The sequence below is a fragment of the Streptococcus sp. Marseille-Q7156 genome (assembly GCF_965119495.1).
In genome coordinates this window covers 337,507-361,962 of sequence record NZ_CBCPLU010000001.1, presented here as the reverse complement: position 1 = coordinate 361,962, position 24,456 = coordinate 337,507, and the positions used below count along the sequence as shown (strand labels likewise).

Annotated in this window: 24 protein-coding genes; 14 read left to right on the top strand and 10 right to left on the bottom strand. The window is 40.0% G+C overall.

The window, feature by feature from the left end:
• The first annotated feature begins 27 nt into the window (after window positions 1–27).
• The gene (gene thrS, locus ACWPV5_RS01890) at window positions 28–1,971 is read left to right on the top strand and encodes a threonine--tRNA ligase (RefSeq protein WP_042900582.1); all 1,944 of its coding nucleotides are present in this window, start codon (window positions 28–30) and stop codon (window positions 1,969–1,971) included.
• Between the two features lie 239 nt (window positions 1,972–2,210).
• On the opposite strand, the gene ACWPV5_RS01885 is transcribed toward thrS, so the two are convergent.
• The 4 genes from ACWPV5_RS01885 to ACWPV5_RS01870 all read right to left on the bottom strand — a co-directional run bounded on the left by ACWPV5_RS01885 (window position 2,211) and on the right by ACWPV5_RS01870 (window position 7,501).
• A complete protein-coding gene (locus ACWPV5_RS01885) occupies window positions 2,211–3,260 on the bottom strand; it encodes a DUF389 domain-containing protein (protein ID WP_454382063.1) in 1,050 nt (349 codons plus the stop codon).
• 290 nt (window positions 3,261–3,550) lie between these two features.
• Window positions 3,551–5,062 carry an ATP-binding cassette domain-containing protein gene (locus ACWPV5_RS01880; protein ID WP_049521206.1) on the bottom strand — a complete coding sequence of 504 codons (1,512 nt, stop codon included), beginning with the start codon at window positions 5,060–5,062 and terminating at the stop codon, window positions 3,551–3,553.
• 794 nt (window positions 5,063–5,856) lie between these two features.
• Window positions 5,857–6,831 carry a sensor histidine kinase gene (locus tag ACWPV5_RS01875; RefSeq protein ID WP_000887973.1) on the bottom strand — a complete coding sequence of 325 codons (975 nt, stop codon included), beginning with the start codon at window positions 6,829–6,831 and terminating at the stop codon, window positions 5,857–5,859.
• On the bottom strand, window positions 6,824–7,501 hold the full coding sequence (locus ACWPV5_RS01870; protein ID WP_000548991.1) for a response regulator transcription factor: 678 nt from the start codon (window positions 7,499–7,501) through the stop codon (window positions 6,824–6,826). The genes ACWPV5_RS01875 and ACWPV5_RS01870 overlap by 8 nt, the downstream gene beginning before the upstream one ends.
• Before the next feature lie 408 nt (window positions 7,502–7,909).
• Here ACWPV5_RS01870 and ACWPV5_RS01865 point away from each other — a divergent pair, with 408 nt between their 5' ends.
• The 3 genes from ACWPV5_RS01865 (at window position 7,910) to ACWPV5_RS01855 (ending at window position 10,547) form a co-directional block, all read left to right on the top strand.
• A complete protein-coding gene (locus ACWPV5_RS01865; protein ID WP_454383427.1) occupies window positions 7,910–8,479 on the top strand; it encodes a TetR/AcrR family transcriptional regulator in 570 nt (189 codons plus the stop codon).
• Window positions 8,480–8,567: 88 nt separating this feature from the next.
• Window positions 8,568–9,344: a ferredoxin reductase gene (locus ACWPV5_RS01860; protein WP_454382062.1), complete on the top strand. Its 777-nt coding sequence runs from the start codon at window positions 8,568–8,570 to the stop codon at window positions 9,342–9,344.
• A gap of 129 nt (window positions 9,345–9,473) precedes the next feature.
• The gene (locus ACWPV5_RS01855; RefSeq protein ID WP_454382061.1) at window positions 9,474–10,547 is read left to right on the top strand and encodes a DUF2974 domain-containing protein; all 1,074 of its coding nucleotides are present in this window, start codon (window positions 9,474–9,476) and stop codon (window positions 10,545–10,547) included.
• Window positions 10,548–10,634: 87 nt separating this feature from the next.
• Here ACWPV5_RS01855 and ACWPV5_RS01850 read toward each other — a convergent pair whose 3' ends face one another.
• The 3 genes from ACWPV5_RS01850 to ACWPV5_RS01840 form a co-directional block, all read right to left on the bottom strand.
• Window positions 10,635–11,654: a YdcF family protein gene (locus ACWPV5_RS01850; protein ID WP_454382060.1), complete on the bottom strand. Its 1,020-nt coding sequence runs from the start codon at window positions 11,652–11,654 to the stop codon at window positions 10,635–10,637.
• Between the two features lie 68 nt (window positions 11,655–11,722).
• Window positions 11,723–12,160: an Rrf2 family transcriptional regulator gene (locus tag ACWPV5_RS01845; RefSeq protein WP_001166788.1), complete on the bottom strand. Its 438-nt coding sequence runs from the start codon at window positions 12,158–12,160 to the stop codon at window positions 11,723–11,725.
• 75 nt (window positions 12,161–12,235) lie between these two features.
• Entirely contained in the window at window positions 12,236–13,078 is an 843-nt protein-coding gene (locus ACWPV5_RS01840) for a metallophosphoesterase family protein (RefSeq protein ID WP_454382059.1), read from the bottom strand.
• 111 nt (window positions 13,079–13,189) lie between these two features.
• Between ACWPV5_RS01840 and ACWPV5_RS01835 the strand changes: the two genes are divergently transcribed.
• From ACWPV5_RS01835 to ACWPV5_RS01815, 5 genes are all read left to right on the top strand, one after another.
• A complete protein-coding gene (locus ACWPV5_RS01835) occupies window positions 13,190–13,840 on the top strand; it encodes a metal-dependent transcriptional regulator (RefSeq protein WP_125451387.1) in 651 nt (216 codons plus the stop codon).
• Window positions 13,821–14,003, top strand: coding sequence for a hypothetical protein (locus tag ACWPV5_RS01830; protein WP_454382058.1), 183 nt, complete (start codon window positions 13,821–13,823; stop codon window positions 14,001–14,003). The genes ACWPV5_RS01835 and ACWPV5_RS01830 overlap by 20 nt, the downstream gene beginning before the upstream one ends.
• Window positions 13,960–14,670, top strand: coding sequence for a nicotinamide mononucleotide transporter (locus ACWPV5_RS01825; protein WP_454382057.1), 711 nt, complete (start codon window positions 13,960–13,962; stop codon window positions 14,668–14,670). Before ACWPV5_RS01830 ends, ACWPV5_RS01825 begins: the two co-directional genes overlap by 44 nt.
• 119 nt (window positions 14,671–14,789) lie before the next feature.
• A complete protein-coding gene (locus tag ACWPV5_RS01820) occupies window positions 14,790–15,203 on the top strand; it encodes a hypothetical protein (protein WP_454382056.1) in 414 nt (137 codons plus the stop codon).
• Between the two features lie 18 nt (window positions 15,204–15,221).
• On the top strand, window positions 15,222–15,635 hold the full coding sequence (locus ACWPV5_RS01815; protein WP_454382055.1) for a hypothetical protein: 414 nt from the start codon (window positions 15,222–15,224) through the stop codon (window positions 15,633–15,635).
• Window positions 15,636–15,673: 38 nt separating this feature from the next.
• Here ACWPV5_RS01815 and dtd read toward each other — a convergent pair whose 3' ends face one another.
• Together dtd and ACWPV5_RS01805 are read right to left on the bottom strand one after the other, a co-directional pair.
• A complete protein-coding gene (gene dtd, locus ACWPV5_RS01810) occupies window positions 15,674–16,117 on the bottom strand; it encodes a D-aminoacyl-tRNA deacylase (RefSeq protein WP_454382054.1) in 444 nt (147 codons plus the stop codon).
• A 29-nt stretch (window positions 16,118–16,146) separates the two neighbouring features.
• The gene (locus ACWPV5_RS01805; protein WP_454382053.1) at window positions 16,147–18,369 is read right to left on the bottom strand and encodes a RelA/SpoT family protein; all 2,223 of its coding nucleotides are present in this window, start codon (window positions 18,367–18,369) and stop codon (window positions 16,147–16,149) included.
• Window positions 18,370–18,747: 378 nt separating this feature from the next.
• Between ACWPV5_RS01805 and ACWPV5_RS01800 the strand changes: the two genes are divergently transcribed.
• Together ACWPV5_RS01800 and ACWPV5_RS01795 are read left to right on the top strand one after the other, a co-directional pair.
• The gene (locus tag ACWPV5_RS01800; RefSeq protein WP_318155929.1) at window positions 18,748–18,975 is read left to right on the top strand and encodes a hypothetical protein; all 228 of its coding nucleotides are present in this window, start codon (window positions 18,748–18,750) and stop codon (window positions 18,973–18,975) included.
• Window positions 18,976–19,098: 123 nt separating this feature from the next.
• Window positions 19,099–19,728 carry an MBL fold metallo-hydrolase gene (locus ACWPV5_RS01795; protein WP_153193149.1) on the top strand — a complete coding sequence of 210 codons (630 nt, stop codon included), beginning with the start codon at window positions 19,099–19,101 and terminating at the stop codon, window positions 19,726–19,728.
• A gap of 120 nt (window positions 19,729–19,848) precedes the next feature.
• On the opposite strand, the gene pepO is transcribed toward ACWPV5_RS01795, so the two are convergent.
• Complete coding sequence (gene pepO, locus ACWPV5_RS01790) at window positions 19,849–21,741, bottom strand: endopeptidase PepO (RefSeq protein WP_454382052.1); 1,893 nt, start codon at window positions 21,739–21,741, stop codon at window positions 19,849–19,851.
• Window positions 21,742–21,918: 177 nt separating this feature from the next.
• Between pepO and ACWPV5_RS01785 the strand changes: the two genes are divergently transcribed.
• Genes ACWPV5_RS01785 through psaA form a run of 3 tightly spaced genes read left to right on the top strand, consistent with a single transcriptional unit; the run spans window position 21,919 to window position 24,447 of the window.
• Window positions 21,919–22,641, top strand: coding sequence for a metal ABC transporter ATP-binding protein (locus ACWPV5_RS01785; protein WP_000619145.1), 723 nt, complete (start codon window positions 21,919–21,921; stop codon window positions 22,639–22,641).
• Window positions 22,638–23,486 carry a metal ABC transporter permease gene (locus ACWPV5_RS01780; RefSeq protein ID WP_094753186.1) on the top strand — a complete coding sequence of 283 codons (849 nt, stop codon included), beginning with the start codon at window positions 22,638–22,640 and terminating at the stop codon, window positions 23,484–23,486. The genes ACWPV5_RS01785 and ACWPV5_RS01780 overlap by 4 nt, the downstream gene beginning before the upstream one ends.
• 31 nt (window positions 23,487–23,517) lie before the next feature.
• Window positions 23,518–24,447, top strand: coding sequence for a metal ABC transporter substrate-binding lipoprotein/adhesin PsaA (psaA, locus tag ACWPV5_RS01775; RefSeq protein ID WP_000733076.1), 930 nt, complete (start codon window positions 23,518–23,520; stop codon window positions 24,445–24,447).
• The last annotated feature ends 9 nt before the right edge of the window (window positions 24,448–24,456 follow it).

The window sequence follows — 24,456 nt, the reverse complement described above, 5'->3', positions numbered from 1 at the left end:
GTCAATAATATAAGTAAGGAGAAAATCATGATTAACATTACTTTCCCAGATGGCGCTGTTCGTGAATTCGAATCTGGCGTTACAACTTTTGAAATTGCCCAATCTATCAGCAATTCCCTAGCTAAAAAAGCCTTGGCTGGTAAATTCAACGGCAAACTCATCGACACTACTCGTGCTATCACTGAAGATGGAAGCATCGAAATTGTGACACCTGACCACGAAGATGCCCTTCCAATCTTGCGTCACTCAGCTGCTCACTTGTTCGCCCAAGCAGCTCGTCGTCTGTTCCCAGACATTCACTTGGGAGTTGGTCCAGCTATCGAAGATGGTTTCTACTATGATACTGACAACACTGCTGGTCAAATCTCTAACGAAGACCTTCCTCGTATCGAAGAAGAAATGCAAAAAATCGTCAAAGAAAACTTCCCATCAATTCGTGAAGAAGTGACTAAAGACGAGGCACGTGAAATCTTCAAAAATGACCCTTACAAGTTGGAATTGATTGAAGAACACTCAGAAGACGAAGGTGGTTTGACCATCTACCGTCAGGGTGAATATGTAGACCTTTGCCGTGGCCCTCACGTCCCATCAACAGGCCGCATCCAAATCTTCCACCTTCTCCATGTAGCAGGTGCTTACTGGCGTGGAAATAGCGACAACGCTATGATGCAACGTATCTACGGTACAGCTTGGTTTGACAAGAAAGACTTGAAAAACTACCTTCAAATGCGTGAAGAAGCTAAGGAACGTGACCACCGCAAACTCGGTAAAGAACTGGACCTCTTCATGATTTCTCAAGAAGTCGGACAAGGTTTGCCTTTCTGGTTGCCAAATGGTGCGACTATTCGTCGTGAATTGGAACGCTATATCGTTGACAAGGAGTTGGCTTCAGGCTACCAACACGTCTACACTCCACCACTTGCTTCAGTTGAGCTTTACAAGACTTCTGGTCACTGGGATCATTACCAAGAAGACATGTTCCCAACTATGGACATGGGTGACGGGGAAGAATTTGTCCTTCGTCCAATGAACTGCCCACACCACATCCAAGTCTTCAAACATCATGTTCACTCTTACCGTGAGTTGCCAATCCGTATCGCTGAAATCGGGATGATGCACCGCTATGAAAAATCTGGTGCCCTTACTGGTCTTCAACGTGTACGTGAAATGTCTCTTAACGACGGTCACCTCTTCGTTACTCCAGAACAAATCCAAGAAGAATTCCAACGCGCCCTTCAGTTGATTATAGATGTTTACGGAGACTTCAACTTGAATGAGTACCGCTTCCGTCTCTCTCTTCGTGACCCTCAAGATACTCACAAGTACTTTGACAACGATGAGATGTGGGAAAATGCTCAAACCATGCTTCGTGCAGCCCTTGATGAAATGGGCGTGGACTACTTTGAAGCCGAAGGTGAAGCAGCCTTCTACGGACCAAAATTGGATATTCAAGTTAAGACCGCTCTTGGAAAAGAAGAAACTCTTTCTACTATCCAGCTTGACTTCTTGCTTCCAGAGCGCTTCGACCTTAAATACATCGGAGCTGATGGCGAAGAACACCGTCCAGTCATGATTCACCGTGGTGTAATCTCTACTATGGAGCGCTTCACAGCTATCTTGATTGAGAACTACAAGGGAGCCTTCCCAACATGGCTTGCACCTCACCAAGTAACCCTCATCCCAGTATCTAACGAAAAACACGTAGACTACGCTTGGGAAGTAGCTAAGAAACTCCGTGACCGTGGTGTCCGTGCAGATGTAGATGAGCGCAATGAAAAAATGCAGTTCAAGATCCGTGCTTCACAAACCAGCAAGATTCCTTACCAATTGATTGTTGGAGACAAGGAAATGGAAGACGGAACAGTCAACGTTCGTCGCTACGGACAAAAAGAAACACAAACTGTCTCAGTTGATGACTTTGTTCAAGCTATCCTAGCTGATATTGCCAACAAATCACGCGTTGAGAAATAAGAGATAAAATCCTAGCTAAAAAGCAACAACTGAAACAGCTGTTGCTTTTTATATTTTTACTCAATGAAAATCAAAAAGCAAACTAGGAAGCTAGCCGCAAGCTGTACTTGAGTACGGTAAGGCGACGCTGACGTGGTTTGAATTTGATTTTCGAAGAGTATTATTTAATCCGAGCTAGTAGTGATTGACCAAACCACCACACAAGATTTGCTTTCATGAGTTAGATAAGGTCAATATCCTCAATCCTTGTCTGCTTCATTTTCTTTTACGAGATCTTTTTGTGAATCCTTTTCAGAGAGTTTTTGATCGATATACTTGTTAATGGTTTCATAAAATTCCTTGGTCGTATCACTATCTAATTTTGTCGAATTATGGACTTGATTGACTTTCAATTGAACAGATTGAATACCGTAAGAGGCTTGTTTTTGGTGGAGCGTTTCTAATTCTTCTTCTGAAATCGGATCTCCAACAACCGTCAAGACCAATTCATTGTTCCTTGACTTGTAGACTTGATTAATGACCGTATGATTGGCGAACTCTTTTCCTACAAACTGTTTGATTCCTTCTTTTCGCGCTTGATCCATCGTCAGAGTGACTGCTGAATAACTAGCTGGAAGAATCAATAATACAATCAAGGATATCAATCCAATTCTCATTTTAATGTTTAGCTCTTTAAATGAACTTAAGGGAGATTTTCTCATCATAATTCTTGTTCCAACAATGTTGATTAGCATGATAAAGACACAGTTGATCAAGAAAAGATAGAGAGCTCCAAATAAAAATCGTACATTTCCATTAGCTAAACCATATCCTGCAGTACAGATAGGTGGCATCAGAGCTGTTGCAATGGCTACTCCTGGCACGATATTGTTTGCTTCTTTTTTCCTTGAACCAATTACGCCTGCTATCCCACCAGCAATAGCAATGAGAACATCCCAAATGGTTGGAGAGGTTCGTGCAATCAATTCGCTACTTTCATAAGATAAGGGAGAAATCCAGAAATACAGAGCCGAGACAAGCAAGCTGACCAATACTTGAGTAAATAAAACCTCTAGAGATTGCTTGATTAAACGCGTATCAAAAATAGCTAAACCAAATCCGAGTCCAACAATAGGTGTCATAAGAGGGGAAATCAGCATAGCTCCAATAATGACAGCTGTTGAATTCATATTTAGGCCGATAGAGGCAATAAAAATTGCACACATCAAAATCACTGTATCTCTTAATCGAACATGAAGATCATCATATAATTTCTCACGGTATTCACGTGTTGAATAGTTTCCGGTCATTGGTTACTCCTTTTATTTCATATAATCTTGTTTCTGCATGGATGATGGTAGAGAGACTTCTGTCCAGTCTTACATATTTTTCTTCTCACCTGTTATTCTTTTGAAAATTATCCTCTAAGTATCCGCCAGTCCATCCTTAACATTATATCAAAAATTTTACAGTCTTTCTCTGACGAAATCTATCAATTGAATAGATAGATGAAGCAAGAAATTTTTGTTTCCTTATCCGAAGAAGGACAAACGGTATCTCCTGAACCTTAATACTATGCGTTTTATTCTTTATAATTTAGCTATTTCAAAATTACAAGTTCTCCATTCTTAATTTCCCAAACTTGGTCAAACTTACTTAATAATTCGTTTTGGCGATGTAAAGTAACAATGACGGCACTTGGTAGTTCCAGAACTCTTTCCAATTCCATTTTAAACTGATTAGTATCCAAGGCAGAGAAAGGTTCGTCTAGGATAAGCAATGGATTTTTACGATTTTTCTCACGATTTAAATACATTCGTTGTTGCTGACCACCTGACAGGGATTGTGGTGGAATTTTTTCAAAATCTTCTTCTCTGAATTTTTCATTGAAACTATTGAATAGCGTTACATTATTTTCATAACTCGAAATAAATGTATGTTCTTGTTGCAGAATCATACCGAATCTTCCCCAAAGATGGTCCAAAACAAGCCCATCTAGCACAATTTGTCCTTCAAAATCTTCATCTGTTCCATTTAAAATGTTGAGAAGACTACTTTTTCCAGACCCATTCTTACCAATAAGCGCAATTTTATCCCCTTTTTGAATCGTAGCGGAAGTAATTATCAATTTTGATTCTCCCAGTTGTTTGGAAATGTTTTTCAAAGTAATCGTATCAAAAGAATGTTGAGGTGCTTGAACTGAAACGGGTCTCCCAACAATGTTTTGAAAACTCTTGATTACAGGCTTTACGGACTCTAACATTTGTAAATCATAAAGGATTTCCTGTATTGGTTCAGAAAAAGCATTAATATATCCAAAACTCGCCACCACCTCAGGAATACCGAGTTGCTGGTGAGATAGAGAGTAGGCTAAATAAATAAACAGAACAAGACTAATGAATTCAAAAGAAACACCTGTCAATAAGATGCCTGTAATTTTTGTCAAACCATACTTAAAATACTTATCCTGCAACTTCTTTAGAGAACTCTTTTGTTGATTCAAAAAATGCGACATAGTTAGTTTATTTACCAAATGATGTCCCATGAGCAAATCCTCCAAAGTTCGATAGTAATCTCCTTGTTTTTTCAAGTAAACCTGTCTACGATTAGCGGTCAACTTCCCAACGATTTTAGGAATTTGAATACTAATTCCAGTGGAAAAGATTAAAATCAGTGATACAATAGGATTAATTGTTCTGCTAATAATGAAAGCGTAAATGATGATACGTAAAATTTGTTTGATAAAACTCATCAATGGAGGAAGGTAATCCTTTTCCAACGAATCTAGGTCATTAGATTGATAGGAAATGTACTCTGCTACTGTTTTCTGCTTGAAATCGTGGTGACTGAGTCCCAGAAGTGAACGAAACCACTCATTTTTCAAAGTAGTCGAAAAGATAATCCCCTGCTTCCAATCAAGTATCATTTGGATATAGTTACAACTCAAATAGCCTGCCACTGACATAGAGTAACCATATAGAGCTACTTGATAATCCCCTTTGATTAATGCCTGCGTGAAATACGGTAACAAAGCTGTGCAGATATTCGATACTACACCAAAAAGAAAATTAAAGAAGAGATACCATCTAATAGTTTTAAGATATGGTAGCATATACGATACTCCTTGCTAATGCGTTTTTTTACATATCGCAGAACAATCTCTACTATTCCCTATTTCAGATAGTGCGATACTCGGACATTGAGTGCAATAATTGTAAATCACACAAGTTCTGCAGTTTTTACTATCATTCAAAATATAATTTGCTATTTTGTAAAATATAGGTCTATCCCATGTTTCTTTGATAGATGTAAAATGAATATTTCCAATACTTCTATTGAAAGCTTTTTCAGTTTTTCTAACGATTTAGGCTATTTCGTGACACACCCACAATCCGTGAAAATTCTGGTTATATCAGATTATGTGATTTTCGTAAGAATTTTATATTGTCTCCAATCATGGCAGTCTCCTTTTACTTGATAAAACTATTATAACATTTAGAAATTAAAAACTGGTTCAAAATCAATAGAATGTGTGTATTCGATACATTCAATAAATTCTTGGAAACAGTTCTACACCAGTTACACAAATCTATATACACCTATCTCATTCAAAATAAAAAGAAAGCTGCAGTTCTTTTAATCCTGTATCAACGATTCATTCTGAAATCGAATAGGAGACATTTCCCAAGTCTACAATTCACTTCATCTCAAATTAATTTTTGTAATTCACCCTTAGTTTATAGATTTTATGCTCAACAAAAGTATAAAGCATACAAAACTTCACTTTGAACCAGTATTTATACTATATTCCGTATTAAAAATTCTATTATTGGTTTTGTAAAAAACAGTCTTCAAATATCCTGAAATATAGCAAAAAGAGATTGGGTAAAAACTCATTGTCTCTTCTCACTCAAGGACTAAGTTCACTTGAGCAAACTGAATCCGCACTATCGTTCCTTTTCCGACCTCAGACTCGATGCGAATCTGGTGACCTAGTTCTTCAGAAATTTTCTTAGATAGATAGAGGCCAAGTCCAGATGACTGCTGAGTTAGGCGTCCATTATATCCTGAAAAGCCACGTTCAAAGACTCGGAGGACATCACTGTTTTTTATCCCGATTCCCGTATCCTTGATACAAAGCTCTTGCCCGTCCATATAAATCTCCAGACCACCTTCCTTGGTGTACTTGAGACTGTTTGAGATAATTTGTTCAATGACCACTAGCAGCCACTTTTTATCCGTCACGATTTCTTTATCAAGGTCATGTAGATTGACATTTAAGCCTTTTTGAATAAAGAAAAGAGCGTATTTACGAATTATTTCCTTGACCAAGTCCTCAATTTGAACCTGCTTTAAGACCAAATCATCATGAAAACTTTCTAAACGCAGGTACTGTAAAACTAGATTGGTATAGGAATCGATTTTAAAAATTTCCTGTTCTAACTGCTGCTTTAATTGGCGATCATCTACTTCTGCAACTAAGAGTTGACTGGCTGCAATGGGGGTCTTAATCTGATGAACCCACAAGGTATAGTAATCCAGCAAATCCGTCAGTTTTCTTTCTGAATCTGACCTCTGCTGATAGAGTTCCATCTCACGCGCTTCTAATTTTTCAGCCAAGGCTCTTTCCAAAGGAGACTGAGCTTCCCTCTCCCCATAGAGAAGTTCCTGACGATATACCTGCATTTCTACCAATATGTCCCAAGCAAAAAATAAAATGGTTACAAAGCAACACAAGAGGAAAAAATAGAGAAAGTAAATTCCTAAACTGGCAAATAAAAACTGAAAGAGTAAGACCAGAAACGTCAAAGAAAGTAGATAGACAAACAGACGACTACGGGAGCGCAGATAGGCTAGAAAAAATTGTTTCCAATCAAGCATGCTTCAGTCCGTACCCTATCCCTTTCTTGGTCTCGATAAATCCTACCAAACCCTGCTCTTCCAATTTTTTACGCAAACGAGCTACATTAACAGATAGGGTATTGTCATCAATGAAAAAGTCACTATTCCAAAGTTCCCGCATGAGGTCGTCACGCGCTACAATATTGCCCGCATGCTCAAACAAAACTCGTAAAATCTGGAATTCGTTCTTGGTCAAATTCAAGACTTGGCCTTGATAATGTAAATCCATGGATTTGGTATTGAGGATCACACCGGCGTATTCCAGTAAACTCTCGTCACGCCCAAACTCATAGGAACGGCGTAGCAAGCCCTGAACCTTGGCTAAAAGAACCTGCTGGTCAAAAGGCTTGGTCACAAAGTCATCCGCGCCCATGTTAATCGCCATGACGATATCCATAGCCTGGTCTCTCGAAGACAGAAACATGATGGGTACCTTGGAAATCTTGCGAATCTCCTGACACCAGTGATAGCCATTAAACAAAGGCAGTCCAATATCCATGAGGACCAGATGAGGTTCCGACTGAACAAATAGACTCAAAACTTCCATAAAGTCTTCTACCAGGACCACTTCAAATCCCCATTCAGAGAGCATTTTCCCGACCTGTTGACGAATGACCTGATCATCTTCTACTAATAAAATCTTGTGCATCTGATTCTCCTTTGCTAATTTTAGGAGTCTTAAATCCTTTAGTATAAATAGAGGGCTTAGTATCTAATACTTTTTTGACATTTCCTTGTCACAACAGCTCAAAAACAGATAGTGAATAACCCCATTGATATCATACCTTATTTTCAGACATAGTGCCAGCACTACCCATTTATTTTTAATTTTTTCAACCCTCATTTCAGTTCTTTTATACATCCCCTTAACCAAAATTTATATCTATTCTTCCAAACCTTGAGTGTAGTTAAAACGACACTCTATACTCTTCTAACATTGAAAAGCTCCTTATCAAGTGGTATCCGTAAAAAGTTCTAGCTTTCAGATTGACAATCTGAAAAAGATTTGTTAAGATATGAATGAACAATATTTAATATTCATTCAGAAAAGAGGTGAATCAAATTGGACAAAAAACAGTCTTTGAAATCCGCAGCTTATGAAGTTTTTTCAAAAAAAGGATACAAGGCGACAGGAATTTCAGAAATTGCTAGACAAGCTCATATGGCAGTCGGATCTTTTTATAACTATTACGAAAGTAAAGAGGCTATTTTTTTAGATATCTATATTGATGAAAACAGCCGTGTTCGCCAAACTATGATCGAAGAACTGGATTGGGAAATTGATATGATTGATCTTATTAGTCAACTCTTTGCTCAATCCAGAGCACTCGTTTCCTCCAATAAAATCCTTGCAGAATGGTACAATCCTGCCATAGCAGATGAGTTGCATAGCTACTATTCCTCAGAAGAAGGAAAAGTCACGAATCCATTTCATCAATTTCTCGTGAAAACCTTTACTCATCGTTTGCAGGCTGAAGGCCATTCTCCAGAAAAAATTCAAGATATTTTACAAGTTTACAACCTATTTTACTACATGGATATGCATATCACAGAAAATGATTTTCCAGATATTAGCAAAACTGTAGAAATACTAGCAACCAACTTCATTAAAGGAATACTGAAATAAAGAAATCTTTTCTTTATTTTTTGGAAATTATTGAATGAAAAAAAATATTATTCATTCATAGAAAATTACTACACTATAGGAGTAAAAAATGAAACGAGGGAAAAAAATGTTCATAATTATTCTAACTACACTTGGAGTGCTCGGCTTTATATCTTGGGGAATCATTACCTATCTTGGACGAAGTCAAACTTTATCGATAAAATCCATTGAAAATCCCAGCGGAGATTTGTATTTAGTTCACATCACAAAACCAAAAAATCAAATATGGAAAGCTGGCTCCTATGCTCAGTTTAAGCTTCCTGACAGCTCGTTTGGTCCAGACAAAAGTCCAGTAAAGGAGGATCAGGCTAGCCGATGGCTAACCCTTGCTTCCACTCCTGATGAGGATGAAATTCTTATTGTAACCCATAATAGTGGTAGCGTGTTTAAGGAAACCTTAACACATTTACCATCTGGTAGTAAAATTGAGATGAGTTGGCTGGAATCATCTTTGTCTGTTAAAGACAATGACCAAGCACTGGTTTGTTTTGCCTCTGATGTCGGTATTTCTACTCTACGTCCAGTTGTGAAAGAGTGGGCTGGTAAGCGCTCCATCATTCTTAATCATTTAGACAAAGGAGTAAACATTTTTGATAATGAGTTAAGAGAGCTTAGTAAGAATAATCCGAATCTAACTTATAAAACTAGCGAAACCTTTTCTCAAAGCCAAGCATTTTTAAAAAATGCGGTTGTGAAATACGGTAACCAAGCTATTTATCTCTTAACCGGCCAACCTGATGATATAAATGAGATGAAAAATTTCTTAAAAGAAAATGGGATTGACGACAAACAGATACAAACAAGTATGTTTAGAGGTTTGAAATAAAAGCAAACTGTCTTCTATGCGTCTGAATCATACCATTATAGGTCAGTATGTAGAGAGCTCGTACAAACCAACTAGTAAATTCTATGTGATTGTGATTGTGATAAGATAAATAAAAAGAAAGGAGTTCTTATGGCCAATATTTTTGACTATCTGAAAGATGTCGCATACGATTCCTTTTACGACCTTCCTTTGAATGAGTTAGACATTCTAGCCTTAACAGAAATCACCTATCTCTCCTTTGATAATCTGGTCTCCACAGCTCCTCAGCGACTTTTAGAACTAGCTCAACAGGTTCCAAGGGAGCCTAACATGTTGACCAGCAAAAATCGCCTCCAGCTATTGGATGAATTGGCTCAACATAAACGCTTCAAAAATTGCAAACTCTCCCATTTTATCAATGACATTGATCCTGAACTGCAAAAGCAATTTGCTGCTATGACCTACCGCCTTACTCTCGATACCTATTTGATTATCTTTCGTGGGACAGATGACAGTATCATTGGCTGGAAGGAAGATTTCCACCTAACCTATATGAAGGAAATTCCTGCTCAAAAGCACGCCCTTCGCTATTTAAACAACTTTCTTGTCCAACATCCTAAGCAAAAGGTCATTCTGGCTGGGCATTCCAAGGGAGGAAATCTAGCCATCTATGCTGCTAGTCAAATTGAGCAAAGCTTGCAAAATCAAATCACAGCAGTTTATACCTTTGATGCGCCTGGCCTCCACAAAGAACTGACACAAACTGAGGGCTATCAAGGGATAATGGATAGAACCAAGGTCTTCATCCCTCAAGGCTCCATTATCGGTATGATGATGGAAATCCCTAACCAGCAAATCATCGTGCACAGTACTGCCTTAGGTGGTATCGCCCAGCACGATACCTTTAGTTGGCAGATTGAGGACAAGCACTTCGTCCAGCTGGATAAGACCAACAGTGATAGCCAACAAGTTGACACAACCTTCAAGGAATGGGTGGCAACAGTCCCTGACGAGGAACTCCAACTTTACTTCGACCTCTTCTTTGGCACCATTCTTGATTCTGGTATTACTTCTATCAATGACTTGTCTTCCTTAAAGGCGCTTGAACACATTCATCATCTCTTTATCCAAGCGCAATCCCTCACTCCAGAAGAAAGGAAAACTATGGGTCGCCTCACTCAATTATTGATTGATACCCGTTACCAAGCCTGGAAAAATAGATAGTACTCTTGAAAATCAAATGTATACAAAACAAAAGACCTAGAATACATACTTTCATGTGCATTCTAGGTCTTTTTAAATAGAATTTGACTACCAAATAACCCCTTTATAGGCTATCAAAATGAGGACTGATAGCAGGATATAAAAGGCAAGGAAAAGCCATTTCATCTTGACACAGAGCGCTACGTACTCCCGAATAAAGGCAGATGGTATGTAGTAGCCTGCCGTCCTACATCCGAGGCCATCTCCCTTCATATTTAACTTACGGGCATAGGTACTAGTACGAAAGACATGATAGTCATTAGTAACAAAGAGGAAACAAGGATTTTCAACCAATTGTTCTCCCACTTCTTTTGAAAACAATAAATTCTCATAGGTCGTTCTGGACTTGTCTTCAAGAAGAATGGATTCCATACTGACATCTGTCTCTTCTAAGATATAATTACAAATGGCCTGCGCTTCAGAAATCTTCTCATCTGCTCCTTTTCCACCGCTGGCAATAATTTTTATGTTAGAATTCTTAGACTTGTGGTAAGCTTCTACCGCCTTATCAATTCTCCTCTTCAGCAAAGGTGTTACCTTTTCTCCGCCTAATAAACCAGCTCCATGGATAATGATAAAGTCATAGCTTTTCTTTTTAGGAATAAAGAGATACAAGATAGAGTAGAGCATAAAACCCGCAAAGGCAAAGCCAAAAATAAAATAAGAGTAGAAAATGAATACAAATAAAATGTTTAGAAAGTGATTGGTGTAAAATAATTCATTTTGACCTCCCAATCGAAATGAAATCAAGGCAAAAAATAGCAAAATGACTATTCCAAGGAGCATGGAGAGATAATTGGCCTTTGAACGTCCCTCTCGCTTCAGCAGGATAAGGCCATTATAGATTAAAAAGATGCCACTTAGAAAAATCAGTATCGGAAGTAAAATAAAGGAAAATATAAAAAAAGCAAAATGAATCTTCTCATACCCATTTTGATAAAAAAGGTAGCCTAGATAAAAATAACTGGAAATGAGGGATAATAAGAATAATACTGGATTCCACAAACTTCTATTATCCTTCCAAAATGACACTATAAAGGCCAACACAATTCCTATAACAAGATACATTTCTTCCTCCTTTAATAACTACATTTTATCATAATTATCTAAAGAGAAAAAGAGGGCATCTATCCCTCTTACTCCTTCATCTGACTCTCTGCATCGGCCACGACTTGTTCTAGACTAGTCTGACCAAGTTCAGCCTCCATAGCCAGCTGAATTCTCTCCAATTTTTGATCCAAAACATCATGAATATGAGCTCCAACTGGGCAATTTGGATTCGGATTGTCATGGAAACTGAAGAGTTGACCTGTCTTACCAAGACACTCAACCGCTTGATAAACATCTAAAAGACTAATATCCTTGAGATCCTTAACAATCTCTGTCCCACCTGTTCCACGCGCTACTGAAATCAGCTCTGCCTTCTTCAACTGAGACAAGGTCTTTCTGATAATGACAGGATTGACCCCGACACTAGCAGCTAAAAAATCACTGGTCACCTTGCTTTCCTTCCCCTCGAGGGCAATAATTATCAGCATATGAGTCGCAATGGTAAATCTACTCGGAATTTGCATCCTCTTCTCCTTTTTACGAGGCTAGCCTGCCTCTACTCTTCTTTTTCTTTTATTATACCTTTTTTAGTTGTAATGTCAATCGTTACCACTTTTCAACCAAGCATCTAATTCCCTATCATAACCCTCTTTCTGGGCTAATTCTCTCAGAAATTCCTGATGATGAGTATGGTGGATACCATTGACCAGACTTTCATAGTAAACCTCAAAATAGGGAAGTTTGAGGTCTTTAGCTAGCTGCAATTCAGCTGCCACATCGTAGTCTACCCGTCGGAAGTCCATATCTACCAAGCCCTTGTCATCAAACTCTAAAATCATATACTGGGCTCGCAAGTCCTTCCGCAACTGGGCATCTAGAAAGAAAGGCTGGCCAATTGAACCCGGATTGACAATCAATTGCCCACCAGTCCCGTAACGAAGCAACTGCTGGTGAATATGACCATAAACAGCAATATCACAAGGCGGATTGGTCACCAAGCGGTCAAAATCCTCTTGCGACCCAGTATGAATCAACTCACGCCCCCAGTTCTTATCAGGCAGATGATGGCTAATTCCCACCGTCAAATCCCCAAACTGACGATGAAGCTGGAGGGGTTGATTGTGGAGCCGTTCGATTTCTTCTAGGGAAATTTCCTCTAAAACATACTGGCACTGGCGCAAGAGATAGCGTTGACTGGGACGAGTACTATCCAATTCCTTACGGACACCATGCCACAGACTGTCTTCCCAGTTTCCCAAAACTCTAGCTGTAATCGGTAGTTGAGCCAACAAGTCCAAAATCCTTCTACGCCCTGTCCCTGGCATGAGAATGTCTCCCAAAAGCCAGTATTCATCCACTCCTAGCTGCCGAGCATCTGCCAAAACAGCCTCCAAGGCGGTGGTATTTCCATGAATATCTGAAAGAAGAGCTATTTTCGTCATATCCATCTCCTCGTTTTTTCTCTTGCAATAAGTATAACATAAAAAGTCACAGCTAGAGAAATCTAGCTTTTTTTGATATACTAGATAAAGATATTAGACAAGAGGAAGCGAATGACCCCGAATAAAGAAGACTATCTAAAATGTATTTATGAAATCGGCATAGACCTGCATAAAATTACCAACAAGGAAATTGCTGCCCGCATGCAAGTCTCTCCCCCTGCCGTAACTGAAATGATTAAACGGATGAAAAGTGAAAATCTCATCCTCAAAGACAAGGAATGTGGCTATCTACTGACTGATCTCGGACTCAAACTGGTCTCTGAGCTCTATCGTAAGCATCGCTTGATTGAAGTTTTTCTAGTCCATCATTTAGACTATACAAGTGACCAGATTCATGAGGAAGCTGAGGTCTTGGAACATACTGTCTCTGACCTATTCGTGGAGAGACTAGAAAAATTACTTGGATACCCCAAAACCTGTCCCCACGGAGGAACCATTCCTGCCAAGGGAGAACTCCTGGTTGAAATCAACAACCTCCCACTAGCTGATATCAAGGAAGCTGGCGCCTACCGCCTGACCCGGGTGCACGATAGTTTTGACATTCTCCATTATCTGGACAAGCACTCACTTTCCATCGGTGATTCGCTCCAAGTCCAGCAGTTTGATGGCTTCAGCAACACCTTCACTATCCTTAGTAAAGACGAGGATTTACAAGTAAATATGGACATTGCAAAACAACTCTATGTCGAGAAAATCAACTAATTTCTCAAGTCCCCTACCAACCCTGAAAATCAAATTTTCAGGGTTTTATTTCTATCATTTGATTTTGCTTTCATTTAGTTGTAGAATGTTTGTAAAAAACAAGAAAGATAGTTTAAACTATGAAAAAATCACTAAAAATTTTTGCGACATCCAAATGGTTTGACCTCTTCGGGGTTGCTTTGGTCGTTGGGATTGCGATTGCATCTGGTTACCTCAACTCCCGTCTCGACAAATTCGTAGACTGGGGCCCATGGACAGCTCTCGTTCCCTTTGGATTGATTTCCGTAACCAACGTTGGGATTTCCATGTTGTCCACTCGTTTCACGGGAAAATTAAGCAAATGGGGAAATTACTTTGGTATTGTTAATACCATTTTGTCTGGTACTATTGATTATATCCTTGGAAATAAGGCGGCCATCATTACCTATCCCGTCACCTTCCTCATTTATACCTTTGCAATTAAGAAATGGGAAGCTTCGCAAGAAGGCAGACCCAATCAAATAAGCCAAAAACAGGTGAAATTGGCGGCCATCATTATTTCAATCATCGCCTTTCTCTTTGCCTTTGTGACCAACTATATCGGCTATGAGGGCAAGATGAATCTCCTTGCCTACGTGACAACTATTGCCTTTGCACTGTCCCTCATTGCCAATGCTTTGAACGCATTAAAACTGACAACTCAGTGGGGATTTTGGTTGATTTACAATTTCGTTCAGCTGACAAAGGCTGGCATTCAAGGAAACTTTGCCAATATCGGAAAATACATCTTTTATATCCTCAATGCAATCGGAGCTTTATTTGTCTGGAATGATGAAGAGGTGGAACAATAAGAGGGAAATCAAATAAAGAAATCTAACAGAATCTCCTTACTAAAATTTTTTATCATTTTACTTGTAACTCCCATTCTTTTGGAGTAGAATGAAGCTAGATAAAAGAGGGAGGTCTTGTCATGAAAAAACTCTTTAGAATCCATTTTATAGCAATTGCAGTCATCGATTTGCTACTATTTGCATTTTTTAGCACAAGACAAGAGACATCTTTGGAATGGCTCCTGCTCACTGGTTTTATTTTCCTCCTTGCTCAAGGACTCCTGCTATTTCGCTTGGTAGTCCGACTCAAACATCAATTCGCTGAGATTCATCCTCAAATCAATAAAAAGATTTGCCTCTACTATTTAGGAGTTCTCACTATTGATTTTCTATTTTTTGTCCTTTTAGCCTTCGTTAGTTCTCAGCGATTTCCCACTCTTATGCCAATCGTCACTGCTTGTCATTCTACTTTATATTATATGACGACTAACTACCTAAGAGAAAACTATCCAGATTTTTACAACAAACATATCTCTTTGTGGGAATGTCTCTAAGGAAAAGGAGGTTTTAGCATGAGAAAAATCATCTTTATCAAAACCATTGAGCTCCTTGTTATTGATGGAATCATGCTGGCATTTTTGACATTTAAAGAGGGGCTTACTTGGGACTGGATTTTGATTTATAGCGGTTGGCTCATTTTCTTTCATCCTGTACTATTGACCTATCTTTCTAACCAACTTTGTGACCACTTTAGCCAACTCTATTCCCAGATTAGACCGAGATTCTGGCGCTTTGCCTTACAAATTCTCCTATGGGATAGCCTGATCATTCTCTCCTTGATATGTTTAAGTGGTATCCCACTTTTCCTTCAGGGCACTCTCCTAATCCTAGGACATTTCATCCCTTCCTATCGCATAAGCCAAAGCCTGAAACAAGATTTCCCCAAGGCCTATCAAGAACAGATTTCATTTTGGAGTATTTTATGATAGATAAGAAAAACCAAGCCGACTGGGCTTGGTCTTTCTTATCTATTTTTAGTATCAAGGATAATGGTGACTGGTCCGTCATTGACCAACTCAACCTGCATATCCGCTCCAAAAATGCCTGTCTGAACGGGCACTTCTTGCGCTAATTTTTGATTGAAAGCGTCATAGAAGTCTGATGCCATATCAGGTTTGGCTGCCCCTGTAAAGGCTGGACGATTGCCTTTCTTGGTGTCCGCAAAGAGGGTAAACTGAGAAATAGAGAGGATTTCTCCTTCAATATCTTTGACAGACAGGTTCATCTTGCATTCTGCATCTGAAAAAATACGCATGTTGACCAGTTTTCTCACAGCATAATCCAAATCTTCCTCTCGATCCTCTGGTCCAACACCAACCAGCAATAAGAGCCCCTGATTGATTTTTCCATGAACCTGACCTTCGATACTCACTTGTGCTTTTTTAACCCTTTGAATAATGATTTTCATAATAGCCTTTCTAGTAAGAGCTAGGCCAATTAGCCGTTGGTCCGTTTAACAGAGTAAACTTCTGGTACACTCTTAATCTTGTCCACAACCGTGGTCAATGTAGAGAGGTTGGAAATACCAAAGGAGACATGGATATTAGCAAATTTCATATCCTTGGTTGGTTGGGCGTTAACGGTTGAGATATTCTTGGTTGTGTTTGAAAGAACTTGCAGTACATCGTTCAACAGTCCTGTACGGTTGAGACCGTAGATATCGATATGGGCCATATACTCCTTATTTGAGCTAGAGTACTGGTCTTCCCACTCCACATCAAGGAGACGTTGCTCATAGTTTTCTTGGGCACGCAGGTTCATACAGTCCACACGGTGAATAGCCACACCACGCCCCTTGGTAATGTAGCCAACAATATCATCACCAGGCACTGGATTACAACACTTGGCAATCCGCACTAGGAGACCTGAGGCACCTTCAATGACCACACCACCCTCATGCTTGACCTTGAGAGTTTCTTTATTTTCAACCTTGACCTCTCCGCCTTTGACAAGTTCTTCCGCCTCAGCCTTGGCCTTGGCACGTTCTTCTTCACGACGTTCCTTTTCAGTCAGACGGTTAAAGACGGTAATAGCACCAATTTCTCCAAAACCAATAGCCGCAAAGAGGGATTCTTCTGTCTTGTAGCTGGTCTTTTGCAGAACTTGATCCATGTGTCGCTTGTCCATGAATTTATTGGCCACATAGCCGTTTTCTTGGAACTGGGTCATCAACATCTCACGACCCTTGTTGACAGACAATTCCTTATCTTGGTTTTTAAAGAACTGACGAATCTTATTGCGCGCCTTGCTGGTCTTGACCATATTGAGCCAATCACGGCTCGGTCCAAAGGAGTTCGGGTTGGTGACAATTTCAACCTGATCCCCTGTCTTGAGCTTGGTTGTCAGTGGAACCATGCGACCATTGACCTTGGCACCAGTTGCTTTTTCCCCTACTTTTGTATGAATTTCGTAAGCAAAGTCAATCGGTCCTGAATCTTTTGGAAGGGAACGGACAGCTCCATCTGGAGTAAAGACATAAATCTCCTCAGCCAGATAGTTTTCCTTAACTGAATCAACAAATTCCTTGGCATCATCGGCCTGGTCTTGGAGCTCCATCATCTCCTTGATCCAGTTCATCCCAATAGCTGATTCTTTGCTGTTAACCTGCCCCTTAACGCCTTTCTTATAAGCCCAGTGAGCCGCAACCCCATACTCAGCTACCTCATGCATGGCCTTAGTTCGAATCTGGAATTCAATCGGCCCTTTTGGACCATAAACAGTCGTATGGATAGACTGGTAACCATTAGCCTTGCGGTTAGCGATATAGTCTTTAAAGCGACCAGGCATTGGTTTCCAAAGCTCATGCACATAACCAAGCATGGCATAAACATCACTTTGGGTATCCAAAATACAACGAATGGCAATCAGGTCATAGATTTCCTCAAAACGTTTTCTCTTGTCCTGCATTTTGCGGAAAATAGAGTAAATATGCTTGGGACGACCATAAATCTTCCCTCTCAAGTGATGATCCGTCGTATATTCCTCTAATTTTGTGACCACCTCATCCACCAAGGCTTCACGCTCCCTGCGCTTTTCCTTCATCATATGGGTAATCTTGTAAAACTCCGTTGGGTTAAGATAACGGAAAGATAAGTCTTCCAATTCCCATTTGACGCTAGAAATCCCCAAACGGTGGGCAAGTGGGGCATAAATTTCCATGGTTTCTTTGGAAATACGCTCCTGCTTATCTTTTCGAAGATGTTTAAGCGTCCGCATATTGTGCAAGCGGTCAGACAGTTTGACCAAGATAACACGGATATCCTCAGACATGGCCATGAGCATCTTGCGGTGGTTTTCAGCCAACTGCTCCTCGTGAGACTTGTACTTGACCTTACCAAGCTTGGTAACCCCATCTACGATTACCCGCACATCAGGACCAAACTCTCTTTCCAAATCGTCCAAGGTCGCATCAGTATCTTCCACCACATCATGCAAGAAACCACAAGCTACCGTTACAGCATCTAGCTTAAGTTTGGCTAAAATACCTGCCACTTGGATAGGATGAATGATATAAGGCTCGCCTGATTTGCGGTATTGACCACTGTGGCATTCAACCGCATAGACCAAGGCCTTATGGACAAAATAGACATCCTCTTCCGTCAAATATTCTTTGGTTAAAGCGACAACTTCTTCGCCTGTTAAATTCACTTCTTTTGGCATCTCTACTCTCCAATTCTTCCTACCATTTTATCACTTTTTTAAGAATATGAAAACTAGATTGGAACAGAATAAGAAAAAATAATTCAGAATTGCTTGATAATTCTGAATTATTGGTCTATAATATATTACGAAGTTAGATTTTAAACTTAGGTGATAGAAGGAGAGATAGAAGAACGGAAACCATATTGTAACCGAAAGACTTTCTGACTTCCCCAATTCCATTGAAGATACGAAAGATAAACGATGGAACTTGTGTCACATACACTGGTACCTTGACTGGATTTTGGAATTAAAATCCTCAAGATGCTTTCTTTTATCCTTTAGTTTATAAGGAGAACACCTATGAAAAAAACTGCTATTTCTATCTTTGCTCTCCTAGTGTTAGGAGTTAGCTGCCTGTTCCTATTCAGCCAGCAAGGCTATAAAAAAACAGTCGTTCAATACTATGCTAACAACCAGAACCTGCCCAATAGGATAACTTATAGTGAATATAGCGATAAACGAGAAGCCAACTATGGTGGCACTCTAAACATCACATCTATCAAACAAGCTAATGACGGAGTTTATGCAACCTATGAAGGGCAATTGACACCTCTCCAATATTGATATCTTAAAAACCAGCCTGTCTTCATCCACTCATGCTGGTTTTTAAGTTCATTTTAAATCCTTACTTATTCTTCCTAACTGTGCTATACTTAATTTAGTACATTCTTTGAGATTGGAGCTAATATGAAAATCCATAAAACCGTGAATCCTGTTGCCTATGAAAACACCTATTACCTAGAAGGCGAAAATCACCTCATCGTTGTCGATCCTGGTAGCCATTGGGAAGCCATTCGTCAGACAATAGAGAAGATCAACAAACCAATCTGTGCTATTCTCTTGACCCATGCCCATTATGACCATATCATGAGTCTGGACTTGGTTCGCGAGACTTTTGGCAATCCTCCTGTCTATATCGCAGAGAGCGAAGCTAGCTGGCTCTATACTCCTGTCGATAATCTCTCTGGTCTCCCTCGTCACGATGATATGGCAGATGTGGTCGCAAAACCTGCAGAACACACTTTTATCTTTCATGAGGAATACCAACTAGAGGAATTTCGTTTCACTGTCTTGCCAACACCAGGACATTCTATCGGTGGTGTTTCTATCGTCTTTCCACAAGCTCACTTGGTCTTGACAGGTGATGCCCTGTTCCGTGAAACTATCGGACGAACAGATCTTCCAACTGGTAGTACGGAGCAACTTCTCCATAGTATCCAGACCCAACTCTTCACTCTACCAAACTACGATGTCTATCCAGGGCATGGTCCAGCTACAACCATCGCTCATGAAAAGACATTCAATCCTTTTTTCTAACAAGATGGTGGCAATCGAAATTTAAGTAAACTATCCAGCAAATCTTTCTATTACAAAAGGCATCCAGTCAAGGTTTTCACACCTGATGGATGCCTTTTTCTGATGACTAGATTTTTCGCATTACCAAATAATGACGCGGTCTTCTGGTGAACGCCACATACCGTCTCCTTCTTTGACATCATAGGTTGTAAAGAAATCATCGAAGTTTGGTACTTGTACATTGACACGGAGTTTGGCTGGTGCGTGCACATCGACGCTAGCCAAGAGTTTCATAAATTCTGGACGACCTTTCATGCGCCAGATGCGACCGAAGTTGTAGAAGAATTCTTCTGCTGAGAAGTCTGGTTCTCTCTTAGCTGCTTCAAGCGCTGCAGCGATTCCTCCCAAGTCAGCCACGTTTTCTGACACAGTCAATTTACCATTGATGGTTGCACCATAAGAATCTTGTCCATCAAACTGGTCAATAACTTTTTGTGTTTTCTCCTTGAAGGCAGCATAGTCGCTCTCTGTCCACCAATCCTTGAGGCTACCATTTTCATCAAAGGAAGCTCCGTTGGTATCAAAGGCGTGGGAAATTTCATGAGCAATAACTGCACCAATCCCACCGTAATTAGCAGAAGATGACTGATGCAAGTCATAGAAAGGAGCCTGTAAAATGGCCGCTGGAAAGACAATCAGATTCTTCTGTGGATTGTAGTAGGCATTGACCATATGAGCAGGCATGCCCCACTCCTTATAGTCTACAGGCTGATTCCATTTGCTCCAACTGTGCTTAATTTCCACACGCGCAAAGGCTAGAGCATTGTCAAAAAGACTAGCATTTTCATCCACTACCTTGTCCTTGTAGCGTTCTGGCAATTCTTCTGGGTAACCGATATAAGGCTTGATGACATTGAGTTTGACGATGGCCTTGTCACGAGTTTCAGGAGTCAACCAGTCATTTTTAGCCAAGCGTTCCTTATAGACATCAATCATAGTTGCTACTTTTTTCTCTACGTCTGCCTTAGCTTCTGGAGAGAATTTTTCATGGGCATACCAAAGACCTAAGGCTTGTTTGAAAGGACCTTGTGCTAGTTGATAAGCTGCCTTGACCTTGTCTTTAGCTTCTGGAACTCCTGAAAGCGCACGGCTATAGGCACCTGACAAGACACGGATTTCTTCTGTTAAATAGCTGGTTGAGAGATTCACAACACTTAAAATTAAGGTTGCCTTGAGGAGAGGCCATGCCTCTTCACTATAGAATTGATCTGCTGCTTGCCAGAAACGTTCCTCGTCTACGATAACCTTGTCTGGTACTTGTCCAAGAACGGCTTGGAAAAAGTCATCCAAAGGTAGGGAAGGTGCGAATTTCTTGAAATCTTCATAAGAATATGGATGGTAGAGTTTAGCATATTCTGAACTTTCTTCATTAGAAAGTACCACTGCTGCAACTCGGCGGTCCAATTCTAGTCTTTTCTCTAACAAGTCTTCAATTTCTTCATCAGAGAAATCATAAGCCTTGAGAAGATTTACGCTGCTTTCTTTCCAAAGAGTCAAGAGCTCTTCGCGTTGAGGATGGTCTTCTGCATAGTAGGTCGTATCTGGCAGGATCGTGCTTGGAGCGCTAGCCCATAAAACGTTGATTCTGGCATCCATAAAGTCTGGTGATACACCAAAAGGAAGGAAGTTCGGTTTTCCTGCAAGCTCAAACTCTGCTAGTTTAGCTGTAAAATCCGCAAAAGTCTCCAATTCTTGGAATTCTTTAAGGAGTGGTAAGACAGGTGTGATACCGTCAGCTTCTCTCTTATCAAAATCACGAACTAGGCGGTGGTATTTGACAAAGTTCGCCAAGATAGCATCCTCAGGCACCTCTTCACCTGCCAACCACTTGTCTGTTGTCGCCAACATCAAGTCTTCAATTTCCTGATCTAAATCAACAAAACCTCCTGTTTGAGACTTATCTGCTGGAATTTCAGCTGTCTGTTGCCATTCTCCATTGATTGCATCATAAAAATCATCTTGATAACGTATCATCTTGTTCTCGCTTTCATTTGTACTTGTTTTTAGCTTAACAAAAATTAACTGGGAATGCAATTAAAAATGAACTTTCTCTTGCCATCATTTCTCAGTTATTATTTTAATTTTTTTAAAAATTAACTTGACTTAATTTTTTTTTTAATGTATATTAAGAGGCAGGAGGAATACAAGTTTATGATACGTATAGAAAACCTCAGTGTCTCCTACAAAGAAACGTTGGCACTTAAGGATATTTCACTAGTGCTCCACGGACCAACAATTACCGGTATTATTGGTCCAAACGGTGCTGGGAAATCAACATTATTAAAAGGGATGCTGGGAATTATCCCACATCAAGGTCAGGCATTTCTCGATGACAAGGAAGTTAAAAAATCCTTACATCGAATCGCCTATGTCGAACAAAAAATCAATATCGACTACAACTTTCCCATCAAGGTCAAGGAATGTGTCTCGCTAGGACTCTTTCCCTCTATCCCTCTCTTTCGAAGTTTAAAGGCTAAACATTGGAAGAAAGTGCAAGAGGCCCTTGAAATTGTCGGTCTAGCTGACTACGCTGAACGTCAAATCAGTCAACTGTCTGGAGGTCAGTTCCAGCGGGTCTTGATTGCCAGATGTTTGGTGCAGGAAGCCGACTATATCCTCTTGGATGAACCCTTTGTTGGGATTGACTCTGTTAGTGAGGAAATCATCATGAATACGCTGAGAGATCTGAAAAAAGCTGGGAAGACGGTTCTCATCGTCCACCACGACCTCAGCAAGGTTGCCCACTACTTCGATCAAGTCTTGCTTGTCAATCGAGAAGTGATTGCCTTTGGTCCAACCAAAGAAACCTTTACCGAAGCCAATCTCAAAGAAGCTTACGGTAATCGACTCTTTTTCAATGGAGGTGACCTATGATTGCAGAATTTATCGATGGATTGCAAAAATTCCATTTCTTACAAAATGCCTTGATAACAGCCATTGTCGTCGGGGTCGTAGCTGGAGCTGTAGGATGTTTCATCATTCTACGCGGGATGTCACTCATGGGAGATGCCATTTCACATGCTGTCTTGCCAGGTGTAGCCCTCTCCTTCATCTTGGGCGTTGACTTCTTTATCGGAGCCATTGTCTTTGGATTGCTAGCTGCCATCATTATTACCTACATCAAGGGAAACTCGATTATCAAAAGCGATACCGCCATCGGCATTACCTTTTCTTCTTTCTTAGCCCTCGGTATCATCTTGATTAGTGTCGCTAAAAGTTCAACTGACCTTTTCCATATCCTTTTTGGTAATATCCTGGCCGTCCAAGATACGGATATGTTTATTACCATGGGGGTAGGGGCAGCCATTCTCTTGTTAATCTGGATTTTCTTCAAGCAACTCTTGATAACTTCCTTTGATGAACTCTTGGCTAAAGCCATGGGAATGCCTGTCAATTTCTATCACTACCTTCTCATGGTACTCCTGACTCTCGTGTCTGTGACAGCCATGCAAAGTGTCGGAACTATCCTGATTGTAGCCATGCTGATTACCCCAGCTGCAACTGCTTATCTGTATGCTAATAGCCTGAAAAGCATGATTTTCCTTTCCTCAACCTTTGGAGCGATAGCTTCAGTTTTGGGGCTCTTTATCGGCTATAGCTTTAACGTTGCGGCAGGTTCTAGTATCGTGCTCACAGCTGCTAGTTTCTTTCTCATTAGCTTCTTTATCGCTCCAAAACAACGATATTTGAAACTGAAAAATAAACATTTGTTAAAATAAGGGGCAAAACCCCAATAAATTGGAGGATCTAATGAAAAAATTAGGTACATTACTCGTTCTCTTTCTTTCCGTCATTGCTCTTGTAGCATGTGCTAGCGGAAAAAAAGATGCAGCTTCTGGTCAAAAACTAAAAGTTGTTGCTACAAACTCAATCATCGCTGATATTACTAAAAATATTGCTGGTGACAAGATTGATCTTCACAGTATCGTTCCTGTTGGCCAAGACCCGCACGAATACGAACCACTTCCTGAAGACGTTAAGAAAACTTCTCAAGCTGATTTGATTTTCTATAACGGTATCAACCTTGAAACAGGTGGCAATGCTTGGTTTACAAAATTGGTAGAAAATGCCAAGAAAACTGAAAACAAAGACTACTTTGCAGTCAGCGAAGGCGTTGATGTTATCTACCTTGAAGGTCAAAACGAAAAAGGCAAAGAAGACCCACACGCTTGGCTTAACCTTGAAAACGGTATGATCTTTGCTAAAAATATCGCAAAACAATTGAGCGCTAAAGACCCTAGCAACAAGGAATTCTACGAAAAAAATCTTAAAGAATATACTGATAAGCTAGACAAACTTGACAAGGAAGCTAAGGAGAAATTTAACAACATCCCTGCTGAGAAAAAACTCATTGTAACCAGCGAAGGATGCTTCAAATACTTCTCTAAAGCCTACGGTGTCCCAAGTGCCTACATCTGGGAAATCAATACTGAAGAAGAAGGAACACCTGACCAAATCAAGACCTTGGTTGAAAAACTTCGCCAAACAAAAACTCCTTCCCTCTTTGTAGAATCAAGTGTGGATGACCGTCCAATGAAGACTGTTTCACAAGATACAAACATCCCAATCTACGCACAAATCTTTACTGACTCTATCGCAGAACAAGGTAAAGAAGGCGACAGCTACTACAACATGATGAAATACAACCTTGACAAGATTGCTGAAGGATTGGCAAAATAAGCCTCTGAA